The organism is Acidiphilium sp. AL, assembly GCF_025499445.1.
Taxonomy (GTDB): domain Bacteria; phylum Pseudomonadota; class Alphaproteobacteria; order Acetobacterales; family Acetobacteraceae; genus Acidiphilium; species Acidiphilium iwatense.
In genome coordinates this window covers 1-20732 of the sequence record NZ_JAIMBZ010000024.1, presented here as the reverse complement: position 1 = coordinate 20732, position 20732 = coordinate 1, and the positions used below count along the sequence as shown (strand labels likewise).

General features: G+C 66.3%; 17 protein-coding genes. 12 read left to right on the top strand and 5 right to left on the bottom strand.

Annotated elements, in window-relative coordinates; translation table 11 throughout:
- Positions 1 to 5: 5 nt before the first annotated feature.
- The 3 genes from AiwAL_RS13425 to AiwAL_RS13415 are packed head-to-tail and all read right to left on the bottom strand — an operon-like array spanning position 6 to position 3488.
- Positions 6 to 908 (bottom strand): choline/ethanolamine kinase family protein, encoded by a 903-nt coding sequence (locus AiwAL_RS13425; RefSeq protein ID WP_262312839.1) that lies wholly within the window; start codon positions 906 to 908, stop codon positions 6 to 8.
- Between the two features lie 20 nt (positions 909 to 928).
- Complete coding sequence (locus AiwAL_RS13420) at positions 929 to 2098, bottom strand: iron-containing alcohol dehydrogenase (protein WP_235704952.1); 1170 nt, start codon at positions 2096 to 2098, stop codon at positions 929 to 931.
- A gap of 7 nt (positions 2099 to 2105) precedes the next feature.
- On the bottom strand, positions 2106 to 3488 hold the full coding sequence (locus tag AiwAL_RS13415; protein ID WP_235704953.1) for a glutamine synthetase family protein: 1383 nt from the start codon (positions 3486 to 3488) through the stop codon (positions 2106 to 2108).
- 202 nt (positions 3489 to 3690) lie between these two features.
- Here AiwAL_RS13415 and AiwAL_RS13410 point away from each other — a divergent pair, with 202 nt between their 5' ends.
- The 4 genes from AiwAL_RS13410 (at position 3691) to AiwAL_RS13395 (ending at position 8287) form a co-directional block, all read left to right on the top strand.
- Positions 3691 to 4794 (top strand): AraC family transcriptional regulator, encoded by a 1104-nt coding sequence (locus AiwAL_RS13410; protein ID WP_235704954.1) that lies wholly within the window; start codon positions 3691 to 3693, stop codon positions 4792 to 4794.
- Between the two features lie 2 nt (positions 4795 to 4796).
- Positions 4797 to 6347 carry an amino acid permease gene (locus AiwAL_RS13405; protein ID WP_235704955.1) on the top strand — a complete coding sequence of 517 codons (1551 nt, stop codon included), beginning with the start codon at positions 4797 to 4799 and terminating at the stop codon, positions 6345 to 6347.
- Between the two features lie 2 nt (positions 6348 to 6349).
- Entirely contained in the window at positions 6350 to 7792 is a 1443-nt protein-coding gene (locus tag AiwAL_RS13400; protein WP_235704956.1) for a gamma-aminobutyraldehyde dehydrogenase, read from the top strand.
- 120 nt (positions 7793 to 7912) lie between these two features.
- On the top strand, positions 7913 to 8287 hold the full coding sequence (locus AiwAL_RS13395) for a nuclear transport factor 2 family protein (protein WP_235704958.1): 375 nt from the start codon (positions 7913 to 7915) through the stop codon (positions 8285 to 8287).
- Positions 8288 to 8331: 44 nt separating this feature from the next.
- On the opposite strand, the gene AiwAL_RS13390 is transcribed toward AiwAL_RS13395, so the two are convergent.
- Positions 8332 to 9732 carry an aldehyde dehydrogenase family protein gene (locus AiwAL_RS13390; protein ID WP_262312838.1) on the bottom strand — a complete coding sequence of 467 codons (1401 nt, stop codon included), beginning with the start codon at positions 9730 to 9732 and terminating at the stop codon, positions 8332 to 8334.
- Positions 9733 to 10026: 294 nt separating this feature from the next.
- On the opposite strand from AiwAL_RS13390, the gene AiwAL_RS13385 reads away from it, so the two are divergent.
- From AiwAL_RS13385 to AiwAL_RS13350, 8 genes are all read left to right on the top strand, one after another.
- Entirely contained in the window at positions 10027 to 11091 is a 1065-nt protein-coding gene (locus AiwAL_RS13385; RefSeq protein ID WP_235704960.1) for a GlxA family transcriptional regulator, read from the top strand.
- A 164-nt stretch (positions 11092 to 11255) separates the two neighbouring features.
- Positions 11256 to 12515, top strand: a complete 1260-nt coding sequence (locus tag AiwAL_RS13380) for an SRPBCC family protein (RefSeq protein ID WP_235704961.1) — start codon at positions 11256 to 11258, stop codon at positions 12513 to 12515.
- The gene (locus tag AiwAL_RS13375) at positions 12512 to 13624 is read left to right on the top strand and encodes a hybrid-cluster NAD(P)-dependent oxidoreductase (RefSeq protein WP_235704962.1); all 1113 of its coding nucleotides are present in this window, start codon (positions 12512 to 12514) and stop codon (positions 13622 to 13624) included. The genes AiwAL_RS13380 and AiwAL_RS13375 overlap by 4 nt, the downstream gene beginning before the upstream one ends.
- Before the next feature lie 25 nt (positions 13625 to 13649).
- Positions 13650 to 14672 carry a GlxA family transcriptional regulator gene (locus tag AiwAL_RS13370; protein ID WP_235704963.1) on the top strand — a complete coding sequence of 341 codons (1023 nt, stop codon included), beginning with the start codon at positions 13650 to 13652 and terminating at the stop codon, positions 14670 to 14672.
- Positions 14669 to 16708, top strand: a complete 2040-nt coding sequence (locus AiwAL_RS13365) for an NADH:flavin oxidoreductase (protein WP_235704964.1) — start codon at positions 14669 to 14671, stop codon at positions 16706 to 16708. The genes AiwAL_RS13370 and AiwAL_RS13365 overlap by 4 nt, the downstream gene beginning before the upstream one ends.
- Positions 16709 to 16714: 6 nt before the next feature.
- Positions 16715 to 18613, top strand: coding sequence for a DUF3483 domain-containing protein (locus AiwAL_RS13360; RefSeq protein ID WP_235704965.1), 1899 nt, complete (start codon positions 16715 to 16717; stop codon positions 18611 to 18613).
- Entirely contained in the window at positions 18610 to 19698 is a 1089-nt protein-coding gene (locus tag AiwAL_RS13355) for an electron transfer flavoprotein subunit alpha/FixB family protein (RefSeq protein WP_262312837.1), read from the top strand. The genes AiwAL_RS13360 and AiwAL_RS13355 overlap by 4 nt, the downstream gene beginning before the upstream one ends.
- Positions 19695 to 20450 carry an electron transfer flavoprotein subunit beta gene (locus AiwAL_RS13350; RefSeq protein WP_235704968.1) on the top strand — a complete coding sequence of 252 codons (756 nt, stop codon included), beginning with the start codon at positions 19695 to 19697 and terminating at the stop codon, positions 20448 to 20450. Before AiwAL_RS13355 ends, AiwAL_RS13350 begins: the two co-directional genes overlap by 4 nt.
- Before the next feature lie 22 nt (positions 20451 to 20472).
- On the opposite strand, the gene AiwAL_RS13345 is transcribed toward AiwAL_RS13350, so the two are convergent.
- Entirely contained in the window at positions 20473 to 20655 is a 183-nt protein-coding gene (locus tag AiwAL_RS13345) for a BrnA antitoxin family protein (protein WP_235704970.1), read from the bottom strand.
- Between the last annotated feature and the right edge of the window lie 77 nt (positions 20656 to 20732).

Genomic DNA, 20732 nt, shown 5'->3' with positions numbered 1-20732 from the left:
CTCCGTCATACCGTGCCGGGTTCGGCGATGCCGAGCCCGGCGAGGGCTTCGGCCAGTCGCCGCGCATAGGTTTCGGTATAGGCCGCGTAGTCGAAGTCGGTCGGCGGGTCCTGCTCGGAGACCGCGCTCCACAGCAATTCGCGCAGCAGCGACGCGGCGATCAGCGCGGCGAAAGCGTCGGATCGCGCCTTGTCGGGTTGCGCGCCGTCGTAATCGGCCAGGGCGGCAAGCACCGTATCCGGTGCGAGACTGGCATTGGCGGCGAGATTGGCGAGATCGAACAGCGGCGTGTTGAACCCGCCATAATCCCAGTCGATCAGCCAGAGCCGCGCCCCATCGTCGATCCAGTTCGCCGCCAGCAGATCGTTGTGGCAGAAGGCGAGTGTCACCGGGCCGGTGCGGCGTTCGAGTTCGGTGTTCAGCGCGGCGAACCCATCGAGCCGGTCCGCGATCCGGCAGGCGCCGCTCCGCAGCCGGCGCAGATAGGCGCGGTTGACGTGGAACACCCAGAACAGCACGGCGGGAATGTCGAGATGCGCCGCCATCGCCGCGTGGCAGCGCCGGAGCAGGGCGATGGCGGCGCGCAGCATCGCGGGGTCGGTGAAATCCGCTGCCGCCAGCGTGCGCCCCGCAATGAAGCGCGAGACCATGACGCCCGGTGCCGCATGAACCACTTCCGGGGAAATGCCGGCGGCAAAACCCGCGCGCGCGGCAGCAAGCTCGTTGACGCGCCAGATGCCGTGCGCCGGGTTGTCGGTGCCGAAACGGACGACGAAGCGTTCGCCGCGCGCGGTGACCAAATAATTACGGTTGGTGATCCCACCTTCGAGCGGCGCAATCGCGATTCTGCCGGTCCAGCAGGGCAGACTGGCGATCGTCGCGTCGATATCGGCTTGAGGATCGGTCATGCAGGATGCCGCGAATGCCCCTATCGCGCCAGCCCGTCGAGCCGGCCGGAAAGCGCCGCGACCAGAATGCGGCGCATCGCGCCGGCATCCGCCTTGCGCGGATTGTCCGGCGTGTTCGGGTCGCGAAAGGCTTCATCGGCGAGCCGGTCGAGCATGGCTTCGGTGACGCCGAGTGCTGCGATGGTGTCGGGGATGCCGAGCCGCGCGCGTAGCGCGATCACCCAGCCGCGGAATCCGTCGAACCCGCCAGCGATGCCGAGACACCGCGCGACATGGGCGATGCGATCCTCGATGGCGGGGCGGTTGAACTCCAGCACATAGGGCATCAGCACCGCGTTGGTCAGGCCGTGATGGGCGTGGCAATGCGCGCCGATCGGGTGGCTCAGCGAATGGATCGCGCCGAGGCCTTTCTGGAACGCGGTGGCTCCCATCGAGGCGGCGGCGAGCATTTGGCCCCGCGCGGCGAGATCGGTTCCGGTCTGGGTCGCCGCCGGCAGCGCCGCGCGGATCAGGCGCATCCCCTCGATCGCGATGCCGTCGGCCATCGGGTGCCAGGCATCGACGCAATAGGCTTCGAGATTATGGGCGAGCGCGTCCATCCCGGTCCAGGCGGTCAGTTTCGCGGGCAGACCGAAAGTGAGTTCGGGATCGAGCACGACAAGGCGGGGCAGCATGGCGGGGTGGAGCAGAATGACCTTGCGCGCCGCCGCTTCGTCGGTGATCACCGAGGCACGGCCGACTTCCGAGCCGGTGCCCGCTGTGGTCGGCACCGCGAAAATCGGCACCATTGCCCGGTCGAGCGCGGGCGTAGCCAAAGTGATCTCGAAATCCCACAACCGGCGCGACGTTGCCGCCGCGAGCGCGATGGTCTTGCCGCAATCGAGCGCGCTGCCGCCGCCGATGGCAACGACCAGGTCCGCGTCATGGGCGCGAAACGCGGCGAGGCCGGCGGTGATGTCGCTTTCCAGCGGATCGGGATGGGTGCCGGTGAAGGTCGCGGTGGCGATGCCTTCGGTGCTCAACGACGTGGCAAGCGGGGCGAAAAACGGCAGTTGCGCCACCTGCGCGTCTGAAACGATCAGCGCGCGCTTCACGCCGAGATCGTGCGCGCGGCTGGCGAGGTCGCCGATCCGTCCGGGCCCGGCCAGAACCTCGGTCGGAAAGCGCCAGTTTCCCTGCATCATGGTCATTCCGTCCTCACATCCGCTCGAAGCCGCGCACTCGTTCCCAGTCGGTCACCGCGGCGCCGAAGGTTTCGATTTCCACCTCGGCCATGCGGGCGTAATGCGCGACCATCTGGTCGCCGAAGGCGACGCGCGCGAAGTCGCTGTTGCGCCAGAGCGAAAGCGCATCGGCGAGGGTTCGCGGCACGCGCGGCAGATCGCCGTGATAGGCATTGCCGGTATGGGCGCCGGCGGGCGGCAATTCCCGCGCGATGCCGTCGAGCCCGGCGGCGATCATGCCGGCGAGGGCGAGATAGGGGTTAACGTCGCCGCCCGGCAGCCGGTTTTCCACCCGGAGCGACTTGCCATGGCCGAGCACGCGAAAGGCGCAGGTCCGGTTGTCATGCCCCCAGACCAGGCCGGTCGGCGCGAAGCTGCCGACCGCATAACGCTTATAGGAGTTTATGTTAGGAGCGAACAGGATCGACAATTCGGCGGCGTGGGCGGCGAGCCCGGCGATGAAATGGCCGAACAGCCTGGAATGGCCATCGGATTCGGCGAAAACGGCCCGGTTTTCCCGGTCGCGCAGGCTGAGATGGATGTGGCAGGAATTGCCCTCGCGCTCGTTGAATTTCGCCATGAAGCTGATCGCGCAGTTTTCTTCGCCGGCGATCTCCTTGGCCGCTTCCTTGTAGAGGACGTGGCCGTCGGCGCAGTCGAGCACCGGCCCGTAGGCGAAATTGATCTCGTGCTGGCCGAGATTGCATTCACCCTTCGAGTTCTCGACCTGGATGCCGGAGGCTTCGAGCGCATTGCGGATTTTGCGGATCACCGGTTCGACCTTGGCGGTGCCAAGTATCGAGTAATCGACATTGTAGAGATTGGCGGGATCGAGATTGCGGTAGCCCCGCCTCATGCATTCCTCGTAGGAGTTGCGGAACAGCAGGAATTCCAGCTCGGTCGCGGCATAAGCGGAGAATCCCGCTTCGGCGAGGCGGCCGATCTGATGTTTCAGGATGCTGCGCGGCGCGATCGGCGCGAGCGAGCCGTCATGCAGGGCGATGTCGCACAGCAGGATCGCCGCACCCTCCTGCCAGGCGGCGCGGCGCAACGTCGCGATGTCCGGGCGAAACACAAAATCGCCGTAGCCGCGATCCCAGGATGCGAAATCGTAGCCGGCAACCGGCGTCATCTCGACATCGACGGCGAGCAGGTAATTGCAGCCTTCGGATGCATCGGCGACGACCGAGTCGGAGAAGAAGCGCGGCATCACCCGCTTGCCCTGCAACCGCCCTTGCATGTCGGGTGCGGCCATGATGACGGTGTCGATCGCGCCTTCGGCGGCGAGCGCGCGCAAGGCGGCGAGATCGAGCCGGCCTGACGGCGGTGTTTTCGATTCGGATGAGGCATGATCCATGGCGTTGTCTCCCGCGTGCGCTTCGGTGCGCATAATGGCATGGGCCAGTGTGTCTGCCTTGACTTCGCATGACAATCCCGAATGGCGCCGCGCCGTGCGATTGTGCTCAAATGTCAAGGGATCGGAGCGGGAATTTGTCACACTCGCGACGAGGCGCGTGGTATGCGATCGGCATCGCGCGTCATCATCATACGGGAGGTTCATGGCGCATTCATCCTCCGTCTTGTCGCCCCAAGGCAGCCACGTATTGGCCGCGGCGGCGTGCGGAGTCGCCGAATTCATCCGTGCGTGCGGCGCGGACCCCGACCGGGTGCTGGGCGAGGCCGGATTCGACGCGCGCGATCTGGAAAATCCCCACGCCGCCGTGTCGCTGGCCCGCTATGTCGCGATGATGGAAAACGCTGCACGGCGCAGCGGGAACGCGCAGTTCGGCCTGTGGTTCGGCCAGCAATTCCAGGCGGACCATCTTGGGCTGATCGGCGAACTGGCGCTGGCCGCCCCGGATATCGGCACCGGACTTGCCGCTTTCGCCAAGCATTTCATCCACCATCAGCAGAACACCGAGGCCAGGCTGGTCCGCGACGGCGGGCTCATGCGCCTGGAATACCGGATCGTCGACCCCGAAATCTGGGCGCGCCGGCAGGATGCCGACCTCACCATGGGCATGTTCGCCAATCTGCTGCGCCGGGTGTTCGGGCCACGGGTGGAATTCGAGGAGGTGTGGTTCGAGCACCCCGCGCCCGAGCAGGCACATGCCTATCGAACCGCCTTCGGCGCGCCGCCCTATTTCAGCGCGCCGACCAATGCGATCAGTTTCCGTGCCGATGGGCTCAACCGGCCGATGCCGGCGCGCGACCCGGCCCGGTTCGCCGCCCTTGCCGAGGATCTGCGCCGGATCGGCGGGCGGGCGGATGGGGCCGATATCCTGCCACGCGTGCTGAGCGAAATCAGGCGTATCCTGCCCGAAGGCGCGCCGGGGATCGATCCCGTCGCCGATCGGATCGGCATTCCGCGCTGGACGCTGCAGCGCCGGCTCGGCGAGCACGGGATCACGTTTTCCGATTGCGTCGACCGGGTGCGCGCGCGGTTGAGCCTGATCTATCTCGCCGAGCCCTATCCCTCGATCGCCGCCATCGCGGAACTGCTCGGCTATTCCGAGGTTAGCGCCTTCTCGCGCGCTTGCCGGCGCCTGCACGGCGCATCGCCCGACGCGGTGCGCCGCAGGATCGCGACATCCAAACCGAACAACCAGACCGGGACGCAAACTCCGGCGCACACGGCTCGATCCGTCATCATGGGAGCTTGAACATGTCCACCGACTCCGACAAGGCAAGAATTCTCGCCGAGGATACCGCGACGCTGCACAAGATGGGCTATGCCCAGGAGCTTGCGCGGCGGATGAGCGGGTTTTCCAATTTCGCCGTCGCATTTTCGATCATTTGCATCCTCGCCGGCGGCATCACCTCGTTCCAGGCCGGATTTTCCGCGACCGGGCCGGGCGGCGTGTTCATCGGCTGGATCGTGGGATCGGTGTTCGCGCTGATCGTCGGCGTTTCGATGGCGCAGATCGCCTCCGCCTACCCGACGGCCGGCGCGTTGTATCACTGGTCGTCGATTCTCGGCGGGCGCGGCTGGGGCTGGGCGACCGCTCTGGTCAATCTGCTCGGGCTGATCTTCGTCGTCGCCTCGGTCAATGTCGGCGCCTACGATCTGTTCACCAGCCTGATCCTCGGCAACATCTTTCACATCGACACCTCCCATTGGGGGTTGTGGCAGCAGTTCATCGCGGTCGTGCTGATCACGGTCAGCCAGGGGATGTTCAATCACATGGGCATCCGCACCACGACGAAGCTGATCGATTTTTCCGGCTATCTGATCTTTTTCATCGCCATCGTCCTGACCATCGCGTTGCTGGTGGGAGCCCAACATTACGATTTCTCGCGCCTCGTCACGTTCATCAATTTCTCCGGCAAGCCGGGCGGCAACGTGCTGCCGCCGAGCCACAGCCTGTTCTATCTGTTCCTGCTCGGGCTGCTGCTGCCGCTCTATACAATCACCGGGTTCGACGGTGCGGCGCATACCTCGGAAGAAACGATGAACGCACGGCGCAGCGTGCCGCGCGGCATCATCCACGCGATATTCTGGTCGTTCGCGTTCGGTCTGCTGATGGAGGTGGCGATTCTCCTGGCGATGCCGAGCCTGCACAAGGCGGCGGCGCAGGGCGGCAACGTGTTCTTCGATCTGCTCGACAACCTGCCGGTGGCGCTGCCGGTGAAATACCTGCTGTATGTCGGCATCGTCGTCTCCAACTATCTCTGCGCGCTCGCCGGGGTCACCTCCACCTCGCGGATGGTCTTCGCCTTCTCGCGCGATGGCGGTCTGCCCGGCCATAAAATCTGGCGGCAGGTCAGCGCGAACCATCGCTCGCCGGTTGGCGCGATCTGGCTGACCGTCGTGCTGTCGATCGCGGCGACTCTCTATTCGCCGGCCTTCGCCGCACTTGCCGCCGGCTGCGCGATGTTCCTCTATATCTCCTACGCGATGCCGGTCGCCGCCGGGCTGTTCGCCGAGGGCAAGACCTGGACCGAGTTCGGCCCGTTCCGGCTCGGCGCATTGTCGAAACCCTTCGCCGTGCTGACGATTCTCGGGGTTCTGGTGCTGATCTATATCGGCATCCAGCCGCCCAACAACATCCTGATTTCCTACGGGATCGGGCTGGTCGTGCTGATGGTGGTTCTGTGGTTCGGCGTCGCCCGCACGCGCTTCCCCGGCCCGCCGGTCAGCCGCGAGGCGATCGAGGCGCGGATGGCCGAGATCGAGGCGGAGGAACAGGCGGTGCAACAGGGCGCGGCTGACTGACGATGACCCGATCCGATCTGGCGTCCCGAATGTTGATCGGCGGCCGGTTCGAGGCCGGCGGCGGCGCGGCGCTGCCGGTGCTTAACCCGCGCACCGGAGCAAAAACCATCGACCTCGCGGAGGCGGATGACGGCCAGGTCGAACGCGCGGTGGGCGAAGCCGCGCGCGCCTTCGACGGTTTCGCGCGACTTGCTCCGGGCGAACGGTCGGGGATGCTGCTCCGCCTCGCCGACCGGATCGAGACGGAAGCGGAGGCGTTCGCGCGGCTAGAGGCGCTGAACTGCGGCAAGCCCTATCCCGCCGTGCTGCGCGATGAAATCCCCGCGATTGTCGATTGTTTCCGCTTCTTCGCCGGCGCCGCGCGCTGCCTGCCGGGCAGTGCGGCGGGCGAGTATCTGCCCGGCCATACCTCGATGATAAGGCGCGACCCGATCGGCCCGGTGGCGCAAATCGCGCCGTGGAACTATCCGCTAATGATGGCGGCCTGGAAGATCGCTCCGGCGCTCGCCGCCGGCAATACAATCGTCATCAAGCCGTCGGAACTTACCCCGCTCACCGCGCTGAAACTCGCCGAATTCGCCGCCGAGATTTTCCCCGAAGGCGTGCTGAACGTGATTATCGGCCACGGCCATTCCACCGGCCAGCACCTGATCGACGATCCCCGCATCGCGATGGTCTCGCTGACCGGCTCGATCGCCACTGGGCAGCGCGTGCTGCAGGCCGCCTCCGCCACGATCAAGCGTACCCATCTCGAACTCGGCGGCAAGGCGCCGGTGATCGTGTTCGACGACGCAGATATCGATGCGGTGGTCGGCGCGGTGCGCGATTTCGGCTACTACAATGCCGGGCAGGATTGCACGGCGGCGTGCCGGGTCTATGCCGATGCGCGGGTCTACGACCGGTTCGTCGCCGATCTGGCCTCGGCGGTCGGCGGATTGCGCTATGACCGGGCGGACGACGCGGAGAATGATCTCGGCCCGGTGATTTCCGCGCGTCATCGCGAGCGGATCGGCGGTTTCGTCGCCCGTGCGGCGGAGGCGCCGCATATCGAACTGCTGGCGGGCGGGCGCGATGCCGCCGGGACAGGATTCTATTACGAACCGACGGTGATCGCCGGCGCCACCCAGCAGGACGAGATCGTCCGCAACGAGGTGTTCGGCCCGGTGGTTTCGGTCACGCGGTTCACCGATACCGATGCCGCGATCGAATGGGCCAACGACTCCGATTACGGCCTCGCCTCCTCGGTCTGGACCCGCGATGTCGGGCGGGCGATGCGGGTGGCGACGTCGCTGCGCTACGGCGCGACCTGGGTGAACTGCCATTTCATGCTGGCCAACGAAATGCCGCATGGCGGGCTGAAACGCTCGGGATACGGCAAGGATCTCTCGCTCTACGCGCTGGAGGATTACACCGTGGTGCGTCATGTCATGGTGAAGCTGGACTGATTTTGGGTTGTGGGTCGGGCTGAGGTTTTTGCGTTCCGCAACTGGAGGGTGGTAGGGTGGCGTGGCTTTGAGCGGAATCGCGAGCGCGGCCCGCAGGGACTTCATCAGCCGGAGACAGTCATGCCCACGACCGATACGCTTGAAAGATTCATCGCCCGCGTCGAAGCGAACGCCCATGTCGAGGCGCTGGAAGAATTCTATGCCGAAACCGCCTCGATGCAGGAGAATCAAGCGATACCGCGGGTCGGGCGCGATGCTCATATCGCCAATGAGCGCATGGTTCTCGCCAGGGCAAAATCGCTAACTTCGAAATGTGTCCGCCCGGTACTCGTGAATGGCGATCATGTCGTCATCCGCTGGATTTTCCATTTCGAATGGCTGGACGGATCGGTCACCAACATGGAAGAAATCGCCTATCAGCGCTGGTCGGGCGAGCGCGTCGTCGAGGAGACGTTCTTCTATGATCCGGCCCAGCGAGTCCCCAAAAACCGGTAGAGCGCGATCGCTTAAAGCCGGGGCGCGCTCGGCGCGCCCCGGCTTTACGCCGCGGTGCGGAGGTGAAACGATTTCGGGCGGGTCAGGTGCTCGAAGCCGATGCGCGAGAGGGTGCAGCCGCGACCCGACTCCTTGGCGCCGACCCAGGCGAGCAGCGGATCGAGGTAGTCGCAGCGATTCATGAAGACGGTGCCGGTGTCGATCGCATCGCCGAGGCTGCGCGCGGCCTCGACATCCTGGGTCCAGAGCGAGGCGGTCAGGCCGTAGGGGCTGTCGTTCATCAAGGCGAGCGCCTCCCGGTCCGACGCCACTTTCATGATGCCGACGACGGGGCCGAAACTTTCGCGCCGCATCACGTCCATTTCGTGATCGACGCCGATCAGCACCTGCGGCGCGAGATAGGGCGTGCCGGGGACGCTCGCCGCGAACGCCTTCTCATCGATCAACGCGCGGGCGCCGCGCGCGGTCGCCTCGGCGATCTGGCCGCGCACGAAATCCGCCGCGCGCGCATCGACCAGCGGGCCGAGCGTGGTTTCGGCATCGAGCGGGTTGCCGAGCCGGTACTGCCTGGTCAGCGCCGCGAAGCGTTCGACGAACGCGTCATGGATCGCGGCATCGACATAAATCCGCTCGATCGCGCAGCAGGACTGGCCGGAATTGAAGAACGCGCCATCGACCAGATTGGCGACGGCGTGATCGAGATCGGCGTCGCGCCTTACATAGGCGGGATCCTTGCCGCCGAGTTCCAGCCCGACGCCGGCAAAGCGGTGCGATGCCGCCTGCACGACGCGATGGCCGGTCGCGACCGATCCGGTGAAGGCGATGAAATCGACGCGCCGGTCACCGATCACCGCCTCCGCATTCTCGTTCGACATATGGAGATACTGAAACACCCCCTCGGGCAAGCCGGCCTCGGCGAACGCCTCGGCGAAGCGCTCCGCGCAGAGCAGGGTCTGCGGCGCCTGTTTCAGCACGACGGCGTTGCCGGCGAGCAGGGCGGGAACCACACTGTTGACCGTGATGAGATAGGGATAGTTCCAGGCGCCGATCACGTAGACCACGCCGAGCGGCTCGCGCCGCACGAAGCGCTCGAATCCCGCGATCGGCTCCGGGCGAACCGGCGTCAGCGCCTCCTCGGCCAGCGCGATCATCGCCCGGCCACGATCGGCGAAACCCCTGATCTCGCCGGGAGTCTGGCCGATCGGGCGGCCCATCTGCGCGGTCAGCTCGGCGGCGATCGCCTCGCCCGAAGCTGCGAAGGCATCGACGAAGCGCGCAGAGATCGCCATCCGCTCGGCGAGCGTCACGCCGCGCCACAGGCGCTGGGCGGCGACCGCGCGATCGAGCGCGCGGTCGATCGCGGCGCGATCGGCGAGGGGGCGAACCGCGACGACACGGCCGTCCGCCGGGGAGATGATGCTGTGGGTTCCGGTTGCGCCGTGCATGATGCTGCTCCTGATCTCGGGCGAGTGTTCACCGATCCGGCGGGCGGATCAATGACTTTGCGTTGCAAGATCGCGGCATGGCGCGCCGGGGCCATACCGAAGATGAAGATGACAAAACCGCGACAATCGCGTAGTTTCGCGACCGAGCCAACGCGATCAGCCCGGTCGGCGGGACCGGCACGGAGGAGATGACCGCGTCATTCCACTGGACCGGACATCCCTGGACGCGTTCGCTACAGGTGCGGATCTGCGCGGAGACCGATCGTGAATGCCTCATCAAGACCTTCTTCAGGCTTGAAAGATCCCAAACCGCTTTCGGTCGGTATATTACTGACCGACAATTTCACCCTTTCGGCGTTTTCCCTGTTCGTCGACACGCTCCGTCTCGCGGCCGATGAATCGGATTTTTCCCGGCCGATCCATTGCCGCTGGACGATCATGGCCGAAGCGGCGGCACCGATCCGGGCGAGCTGCGGCGTTCAGATCGTGCCGACCAGCGAGCCGGTGGAGCCTGGGCAGTTCGACTATGTCGTGGTGGTCGGCGGTGTTCTGCACAACAGCAAGCCGGCCAGCTCTTGGATCCATGCCTATCTGCACCGGGCCGCCGAGGCCAGGGTGCCGCTGATCGGGATTTGCACCGGCAGTTTCGTGCTGTGCCGCGCCGGGTTGATGGAAGGCCGCCGGGTCTGCGTGAGCTGGCTGCATTACCAGGATTTCCGGCGGGAATTTCCAGACCACGCGGTGATCGGCGATCGGTTTTTCGAGATCGACGGCGACCGGATCACCTGTGCGGGCGGTGCCGGCGCCGCGGATCTCGCCGCTTCATTGGTCGAACGGCATCTCGGCAGCCGGCTCGCCCAGAAGCCGCACCAGGTGCTGCTGCTGACCCAGATGCGCGGGACGGAAGCGGTGCAGCCCCATCCGCCGATGGCGCACGACGTCACGGACGATCGAATCCGCCGCGCGCTGCTGATGATGGAGCAGAATCTCGCCAATCCGCTGCCGATCGCCGCGATCGCGCACAAGCTCGGCCTCTCGACCCGGCAGCTCGAACGTTTGTTCGATGCGACGCTCGGCCATCGGCCCTCCAACCTCTATCGCGTCCTCAGGCTCCGCTATGCGCGCTGGCTGCTGGAGAATACGTCGCGCTCGGTGACCGATATCGCGCTCGATGCCGGTTTCTCCGACTGCGCGCATTTTTCCCGCCAGTTCAAGTCGCTGCACGGGCTTTCGCCGTCTCACGCACGGCTCGGGCTGCAGCCCGGTTCGAGCGGAACACCGATCGCCCCGAGCATGCTGAAGGTTCTGGCCGCCGGGGAAGCTCCGACGGCCGAATGGGCGGGCGCGCGCACCTATTGATGCGGCGTTCGACGGAATCGCTACAGCCATTCGATTTTCGAATATCAGCCATGATTGTGCATGGTGAAATTCTCGCCGGGAAATGTCGCAAAATCTAAAGATACCGCCATTGCAAGGCGCATAATCCGGCGCTGTCGGCTTCGTTATTTTCGAAAGTCAGAGTCATGCTCGATGTCGCGTTTCCTGCCATCCGCCAGTTGATCGCCGACCGGCGCCCTGGGCACATGCTTGACGCCCCATTCTATACCGACCCGGCGGTGTTCCGCGCCGATCTCGACCTGATTTTCGGCAGGCATTGGATCTTCGTCGGTGTCGAACCCGATATCGCCGAGCCCGGCGACGTGATGACACTGAAGATCGGCGACAATTCGATCCTGATCTGCCGTGACGACGACGGCGCGATCCATGCGCTGCACAATGTCTGCCGGCATCGTGCGGCAAGGCTGGTGTCGGAGGAAAAAACCTCGGTCGGCCGCCTCGTCTGCCCCTATCATTCCTGGACCTATGGGCTCGACGGTCAGCTCCTGCATGCCGAGCACATGAACGCGGATTTCGATCCCGCGTGCCACGGTCTCAGGAAAGTCCATCTCCGCTCGCTCGCCGGGCTGCTGTTCGTCTGCCTCGCCGACGATCCGCCCGCCGATTTCGACGAGATGGCCCGCATCGCGGCACCTTATATCGCCCCGCACGACATCGCGAATTGCAAGGTCGCCCACCAGATCGACCTGATCGAGGAGGGCAACTGGAAGCTCACGATGGAGAACAACCGGGAGTGCTATCATTGCGCTCTCAACCATCCCGAGCTGACCGCCTCAATCTTCGAATACGGCTTCGGCTTCGATGCGAACGAGGACGAGCCGGGCCGCGTCGCCCAGCGCGAGCATTACGACACCATGGTCGCCGAACTCGGCGCGAAGTGGAACGGCTGCGGCTTTCCCTCGGAAGAGACCGGCAATCTTCAGAACATGATCTCGGGCTACCGGATCGGCCGATTGCCGATGGACAAGGACGGCGAGTCGCAGACGCTGGACACCAAGGTTGCCTGCGCCAGGCTGCTCGGTAATATCATGGAAAAACGTCTGGGCGATCTGTCGTTCCATACCCAGCCGAATTCCTGGCACCATCTCATGAGCGACCACATCGTCAGCTTCGCGGTGCTGCCGCTCGAGCCCGGTCGCACCCTGCTGCGCACCAAATGGCTGGTCCACAAGGATGCGGTCGAGGGCAAGGATTACGACCTCGAAAACCTGATTCAGGTGTGGCGCGAAACCAATCTTCAGGATGGCAAGCTGGTCGGGCTTGCCCATGCGGGGGCGTCGAGCGCCGGCTATATCCCCGGCCCCTATTCGCCGCAGACCGAGGGTCAGGTCGAGGATTTCGTCGCCTGGTACATCAAGCGCCTCGCCGCGTTTTTCGGTCCATGAATCCTGCCGGGATTTTCATCGAGGCGCGCGCGAACGGCTTGCCGTTCTGGGATTCGGAGGCCGAGGAGGAGCTTTGCTGCGTCGGCATCCGCGACGAGACCGACGATGTCAGGACCTTCATGTTCACGGCGCAGCGGCCGAGCCGGTTTTTCTACTGGCCGGGCCAGTTCCTGACCTTCGACTTCTTGATCGACGGCGCGCGGGTGAACCGCTGCTACACGATCGCCGCGACCCCGACCCGGCCGCACCAGATCACGATTACGGTGAAGCGCAAGCCGGGCGGCGTCGTCTCGCCCTGGCTGCACGCGACGATGCGGCCCGGCAGCAGGGTGCGCGCGGTGGGGCCGCTCGGCGATTTCAGCTTCGTCGCGCATCCGGCGGAAAAATATCTGTTCCTGTCCGGCGGCTCGGGAATCACGCCGCTGATGTCGATGGCGCGCGCGCATCACGATCTCGGCCACGACGCCGACATCCTGTTCGTGCATTTCGCGCGCAGCCCGGCCGATATCATCTTCCGCCGCGAACTGGACCTGATGGCACACCATATGCCGCGGCTTCGGGTGGTGCAGGTGTGCGAAACCGATTCGCCGCATGAACGCTGGGGCGGGATGCGCGGCCGGGTGAATGCGCCGATGCTGGCGCTGATCGCGCCGGACCTGATGGACCGCGAAGTCTTCGATTGCGGACCCGAGCCGTTCATGCGGGCGGTTCGCGGCGGCCTGGACGCGCTTGGTTTCGACATGAGTCGCTATCACGAGGAGAGTTTCGATTTCGGCACGCTGGCCGAAGCGGAACCGGCTGTCGCTGCGGCATCGATGGCCGCCGTGGCGGATGCCGCGACCGGCGCCGCCTTCAGCGTCGAATTCATCAAAAGCCGGCGCACGATCAGGGTGCCCGCCGACCGCCACGTTCTGGAGGCGGCGCGGCTGGAAGGGCTGCGCCTGCCGTCTTCCTGCACCAAGGGGCTGTGCGGCACCTGCAAGAGCCGGCTGATCTCCGGCAAGGTCGAGATGCACCACCAGGGCGGCATCCGCCAGCGCGAAATCGATCAGGGCATGATCCTGATCTGCTGTTCCAAACCGCTCACCGATCTCGTGATCGAGCGTTGACCGGGGAGAGCGCGGACGCCGCACCATGAACCCCGCTGAACTTTCCCATTTCGGCTTTCTGACGCTACCCGACTATTCGATGATCGCGGTCACCAACGCGATCGAGGCATGCCGCATGGCGAATCGCTGCGTCGGCCGCACCGTCTATACCTGGAGCCTGCTCGGTCTGGACGATACGCCGGTTGCCGCGAGCAACGGCATGATGATCGCGCCCACCAGCGCGCTCGATCCCGCGGCATTGCCCGACATCGTCTTCGTCTGCGGCGGCGTGGATGTCCGCAGCGTCGTCGGCAAGCCGCATCTCGCCGCGCTGCGCTGGATCGCGCGGCACGGCACGCCGCTGGGCGCCTTGTGCACCGGCACTTTCGCCCTCGCCGAGGCCGGGCTGCTCGATGGCTATCGTTGTGCGGTGCACTGGGAGGATGTCACGTCGATCCGCGAGGAATTCCCCGAGGTCGAACTCGCCAACGAACTCTTCGTGCTCGACCGGGATCGGCTGACCTGTACGGGAGGCGTCGGTCCGCTCGACATGATGCTGTTCCTGATCGAGGCGAAGCTGGGCCGGGTCATTGCCGAACATGTCTCGGTGACCTTCATCCTCGATCGCATCCGCGCCAGCGGCGAGCGTCAGCCGATCAGCGAGAACGACCGGATCGTGCCGAACCAGCCGCTGCTCACCCAGGCGATCAGGTTGATCGAGGATCAGCTTACCGAGAAGCAGCCGATGCAGGATGTCGCGGATGCGCTCGGTATCTCGCTCCGCCAGTTGCAGCGCCTGTTCCGCACCTATCTCCATGAAAGCCCCGGCGCCTTCGCCAAGGAACTCCGGCTCAAGCGCGCTCAGATCATGCTCCAGCAGATGCGGATGCCGGTGACCGAAGTGGCGCTGGCCTGCGGCTTCACGTCGAGCGCCTATTTCTCCAGCGCCTACCGCGCCCATTTCGGCTATTCGCCGAGTGCCGAGCGTCACCTTCGGGCGATGTCCGCGCTGCCGTCGTTTGCTTCCGGCCAGCGCCCCTCATCCCACCCCGCGAGGTCGCCCGCATGATCGCCAACGCTGATGCCCTGTTCAGGCCGCTCAAAATCGGCAACGTCACGATCCGCAACCGGGTGATGAGCACGAGCCACGCGCCGGGCTATGGGCGCGACGGCAAGCCGCAGGAGCGTTATCAGCTCTATCATGAGGAAAAAGCGAAAGGCGGCATCGGGCTGACCATGTTCGGCGGCTCGTCCTCGGTCTCGCCCGACAGCCCCGCCGCGCCCTGGAACCAGATTTCGGTCGCTGACGACACGGTCATCCCCTATTTCCGGCAATTCGCCGAGCGCATCCACCGCCATGGCGCAAAGCTGATGATCCAGCTCACCCATATGGGACGGCGAACCCGCTGGGATACCGAGAACTGGCTGCCGACGGTCTCCGCTTCGCCCCGGCGCGAGCCGGCGAGCCGCTCGATCCCGCGCGAGATGGAGAAGGAGGATATCGACCGGGTGATCGCCGATTTCGCCGAAGCCGCGCGCCGCGCCCAGGAAGGCGGGCTCGACGGCTGTGAAATCTCGGCGGCGCACGGCCATCTGATCGATCAGTTCTGGTCGCCGTCGGTCAATCAGCGGACCGACGGCTATGGCGGATCGCTGCTGGATCGGATGCGCCTCGGTTTTGAAGTTCTCGAAGCGATGCGCAAGGCGACGGAGGGAAAATTCGTCATCGGCATGCGCATGTCGGGCGACGAATTGCTCGCCGAGGGGCTCAGCCACGAGGATTGCGTCGCGATCGCGGTGGAGCACGCGAAGCGCGGCCTGATCGATTTCGTCAACGTGATGGGCGGGCAGGCGCGCGACCATCTCGCCCACGCGATTTCGCTGCCGAACATGGCGTTTCCGGTCGCACCCTTTCTCTATCTCGCGAGCGCGGTCAAGCGCGAGGTCGATGTGCCGGTGTTTCACGCCCAGCGCATCACCGATCTCGCAACGGCGGCGCGCGCCGTCGCCGAAGGCCATATCGACATGGTGGCGATGACCAGGGCGCACATCGCCGATCCGCATCTGGTCAGGAAACTCTCGGAAGGGCGCGAGGACGATATCCGCCAATGCGTCGGCGCCGGCTACTGCATCGACCGGATCTACACCGGCGCGGATGCGCTGTGCATCCAGAACGCCGCGACCGGGCGCGAGGCGACGATGCCGCACGTGATCGCGACGTCGGACCATAAGCGGCGCGTCGTCGTGATCGGCGGCGGGCCGGCGGGGCTAGAAGCCGCGCGCGTCTGTGCCGAACGCGGCCATGCGGTCGTGCTGTTCGAGCGGGAACCGAGCCTCGGCGGCCAGATCAATATCGCCGCCAGGGCCGGCTGGCGCGAGGCGCTGTCGGGCATTCCGCGCTGGCTCGCGGATCAGGTCAGAAAACGCGGCGTCGATATCCGGCTCGCGACCGAGGCGACCGGCGCTGCGGTGCTCGCCGAGGACCCCGATATCGTCATCGTCGCGTCCGGCGGCCGGCCAAATCCCGGCTTCATGACGGGTGCCGATCTCGTCGTCACCACCGCCGACGTGCTGCGGGGAGGGATGGAGCTTGCCGGTTCGGTGCTGCTCTATGACGGCATGGGCCAGCATAACGGCGCCTCATGCGCCGAATATCTCGCGCGGCGCGGCGCGCTGGTCGAACTGGTCACCCCGGACCGGATGGCGGCGGAGGAGGTCGGCACCACGAACCAGCCGGTGCATCTGCGCGAGCTGTACAAACTCGGCGTCATCATGACGGCGAATCTCGACCTGCTGGAGGTCCGGCGCGAGGACAACCGGCTGGTCGCGGTGCTCAAGAACACGATGAGCCTGATCGAGGAAGAACGCGCGGTCGATCATGTCGTCGTCGATTTCGGCACGCTGCCGGTCGATGCGACGTATCACGCGCTCAAGGAACAATCCTCGAATCGCGGCCAGATCGATATCGCCGCGCTGATCGCGGGACACCGCCAGCCGCACCTGAACCAGCCCGGTTTCGCGCTCTACCGGATCGGCGACGCAGCGGCGGGGCGCAACATCCACGCCGCGATCTACGACGCGCTGCGTCTGTGCAAGGATTTCTGACGCGCGATGGCACCGGGCAGTCTCCTAATCGTGCTCGCCTGGGGTCTGCTCGGGTTTCTGGCGATCCAGATCCTGCGTCTCGCGTCGCTGTGGCGGCGCGGCGCGGCCGCAAACATCGACTGGCTAGCGGGTCTCGCCGCCGTACCGCGCCGGTATTTCGTCGATGTCCACGCGGTCGTCGCGCGCAAGCCCGAGGCGGCGCGGATGCACATGGCGATCGCCGGCGGGCTGCTCGCCGGCACGGTTCTGCTCCTGCTCGGCATCGTGCCGCGGTTCCGCGCGAGTTTTGTTTATTGGCTGCTCGTGGCCATCGCTTTCGCCATTGCGGTCGCTGGAGCCGTGCTGGTCGCGCGGCGTCGCCGGCCGGCGCGTCCGGCCAATCTCTCGGGCGGCAGCTTCACCACACTGCCGCTCTGGCTCTCCACCTACGCGGCGGGCGGGCTGATCGGCGCGATCGGCATTCTCGCGCGCGTCGATGCGCTTGGCGCGATCGGGCTGGTGCTTGCCGCGATCGGCGGGATCATGCTGGTCGCACAGATCCCGACCGGCCCGATGCGCCACGCGATCGCCGGCGCGCTGCATCTCGCGGCCCACCCACGGCCGGAGCGCTTCGCGGGAATGCCGGCAAGCGGCCTCGCGCCGGTCCCGCTCGATGATCCCGAGTCATTCGGTGTTGCGCGGATCGAGGACTTCGCCTGGAATCGGCTGCTTGGCTTTGATTCCTGCATCCAGTGCGGCCGCTGCGAGGCGGCCTGTCCGGCCTTCGCCGCCGAACAGCCGCTCAACCCGAAAGCGCTGATCCAGGATTTTTGCGCCGCGATGCGCCCGGACGATCCTCCCGCCTATGCCGGCAGTCCGCATCCCGGCATCGAAGATGCGGCAGCCGGAACCATCCTCGGCACGATCCACCCCGAAACAATCTGGTCCTGCACCACCTGCCGCGCCTGCGTCGCCGCCTGTCCGATGATGATCGAGCATGTCGATGCGGTGATCGATCTTCGCCGGCATCAGACGCTTTCGCTGGGCGCAGCCCCTGGCAAGGCCGCGCCTGCACTGACCGAACTCCGCTACGCCGGCAATCCGGGCGGGTATGACCCGGCCGGACGGCTCGATTTCGCCGCCGGGCTCGATATTCCGGTGCTCGAAGCCGGCGGTTCGGCCGATGTGCTGCTCTGGCTCGGCGATGGCGCCTTCGACCGCCGCTACGGCCGCACCTTGCGCGCGCTCATCGAGATTCTTCGTGCCGCCTGCGTCGATTTCGCTGTGCTTGGCGCTGCCGAACAGGATTGCGGCGACCTTGCCCGCCGCCTCGGCGACGAGGCGATTTTCGCCCAGCTCGCCCGCGCGAATATCGAAACGCTGAAGACGCGGCGGTTCGTACGGATCGTCACCGCCGATCCACACGCGCTGCATGTGCTGCGTCAGGAATACCCGGCCTATGGCGGGGTTTTCCGGGTCGAACACCACACCGCGCTGATCGACGAATTGATCGGCGCGGGCCGGATCAGCCTCGCGCCGCGCGGCGATGACGCGATCACCTATCACGATCCCTGCTATCTCGGCCGCTACAACGGCGAGACCGAGGCGCCGCGCCGCATCCTCGCCCGGCTCACCGGCAATGCGGTCGAAATGGCGCGGCACGGCCGGAATTCATTCTGCTGCGGCGGCGGCGGCGGCGCGCCGGTCACCGATATTCCGGGCAAGCGCCGCATTCCCGATCTGCGGATCGAGCAGGCGCGTGCTACCGGCGCATCAACCGTCGCGGTCGCCTGCCCCGGCTGCACCGCGATGCTCGAAGGCGTGGTCGAGCCGCGCCCCGCCATCCGCGACATCGCCGAACTGGTGCACGATTCGCTGATTCTGCCGGGCGACGCGGCGCCGGCTCACGCGATGCTATCCATATGAGCCGGATTCGCCGCGATCCGCGCGCCGCGCTGCTCGCCGTGACCGTCGCGACCCGGCCGCGCCTGCGGATCGACCGGGCGCATCGCGGCGATGGACTTCGTGCGGATCCGGCTCCTTCCGCCATCGCCGAAACCCCACCGCGCCGCATCGCGATCGCCGATCCCGCGTATCTCGTCTTCGCGGTCGCCGACGCGCCGGGCGGAACGCTGACCCGGCACGACCGCCAGGTGCTCGGCGCGGCGCGGCTGCTGGATGGCGGCAATCAAGCCGCCGTCGTGCTGGTGGCGCCGCACACGGACGAGGATGTCGGGGCGCTCGGCGCCGACCGGACGCTGCCGGGCGCGCGCAACGTCTCCTACGACCCCGAGGGCGTGGCGGCCGCGATCGCCGCCGCGATCGCGCACCACCGACCGCGCCACGTGCTGTTTCCCGAAAGCGCCGATGGCGGCGATCTCGCCCGCCGGGTTGCCGCCTTGCTCGACGAGCCGCTGTTCGACTCGGTCGAAAACCTGTCGGCCCGCGTCGCGATCCGTCCGGCCACGGCGCGCCGCCTTGAATGGCGGGCCGCGCCGTCACGGCTGATGACGATCGCGCCCGACATGATCGCGCCCTATCGCGGATCCCCGCACGACGCGGCACCGCTCGATGCGCCAGTCCCGAACCCCGAATCGCGCTGTATTCTCAATGCCGAGCGGGTTGCCGTCGATGCGGCGGACATCCCGCTCGACGAGGCCGCCCTGGTCATCGCCGCCGGTAACGGCGTCACCGATTTCGCCGGCTTTCTCGAACTCGCCCTCGCGCTCGGCGCGACACCGGGCGCCAGCCGCGTGGTGTGCGACGCGGGGCATCTGCCGCGCAGATTGCAGGTCGGCGCTTCGGGCACCGTGCTCAATGCCGATTGCTACGTCGCCTTCGGCATCTCGGGCGCGCCGCAGCATCTGCAGGGAATCGGCCAGGTCGAACACGTGATCGCGGTGAACACCGATCTGCACGCCGCGATGATCGCCCGCGCCGAACTCGCGATCGTCGCCGATGCGCAGGCGATCATGCCGGCTCTGCTCGATGCCCTGGAGTCGCGGCGATGAAGGCGGTGGTTCTGCTGTCCGCCGGGCGGCACCCGAACTCGGGCGCGCCGATGCCGGTGCGCGCTGAGCTTCAGGCGATAGCACTCGGCCGCCGGCTCGGCTGCATCGTCGGGGGGCTCCACGCCGGAGCGGCGGACAAGGCGATCGCCGACTGTCTCGGTCACGGCCTCGCCACGATCGCCGTGCTCGCGATCGGCCCGGACGACGATCCCATCCCCGCGCTCGCCGCCGAGATCGCGGCCATCGCGCCAGATCTCATTCTCGCCGGGCGACGCGGCCAGGGCGGCGCCGATACCGGGCTGCTACCCTATCGTCTCGCCCGCGCCTGCGATCTGCCGATCGCCGCCGATGCGGTCGCGATTGCGCGGGAGGCTGACGACACTCTCTCGGTCGTCCAGTCGCTGCCGCGCGGCGCACGGCGGCGCCTTAGTCTTCGCACGCCAGCGCTCGTCACGGTCCACCAAGCCGCACCGCCAGAGCGCCCCTTCGTGTATCGCGAGCGTCTTGCCGGCCGGATCGATGAAAAGCCGGGGCTGTGCGTGCCGGCCCAGGCGATCGGGTTCGAGAACCGGCCCTATCGGCCGCGTCCCAGGCTGATCGGCGACGGCGCCGCCGGTGGTTCGGCAGAACAGCGGCTGCGCGCGGCGACCGAGACGAAGTCGGTCGGCGGAACCTTGATGATCGACCCCGATCCGGCCGACGCGGCGGCGGCGATCCTGGACTATCTCACGGCATTTCGCGCAAGATCATGAATCTGGGTGCACGATATATGGCTTATCCGATCGCCTTGCGGACCGCCTCGTTGACGCGCTGTTGCCAGCCGCGTCCGCTCGCACGCAGCTTCTCCACCAGATCGCGATCGAAGCGCACGCTGACTGCAATCTTGGTCGGTTGTTCGTAAGCGCGAATTTCGGCGCACCTAGGCCGGGTGGCGGGCTGCTGGGAATAGGTGTCCACTTACGGGAGGTGGATACTTATGATGGAGCGGATTGGACCGCATGGTCTGGAAATAACGGGCGTGAGGCGCGATGGGC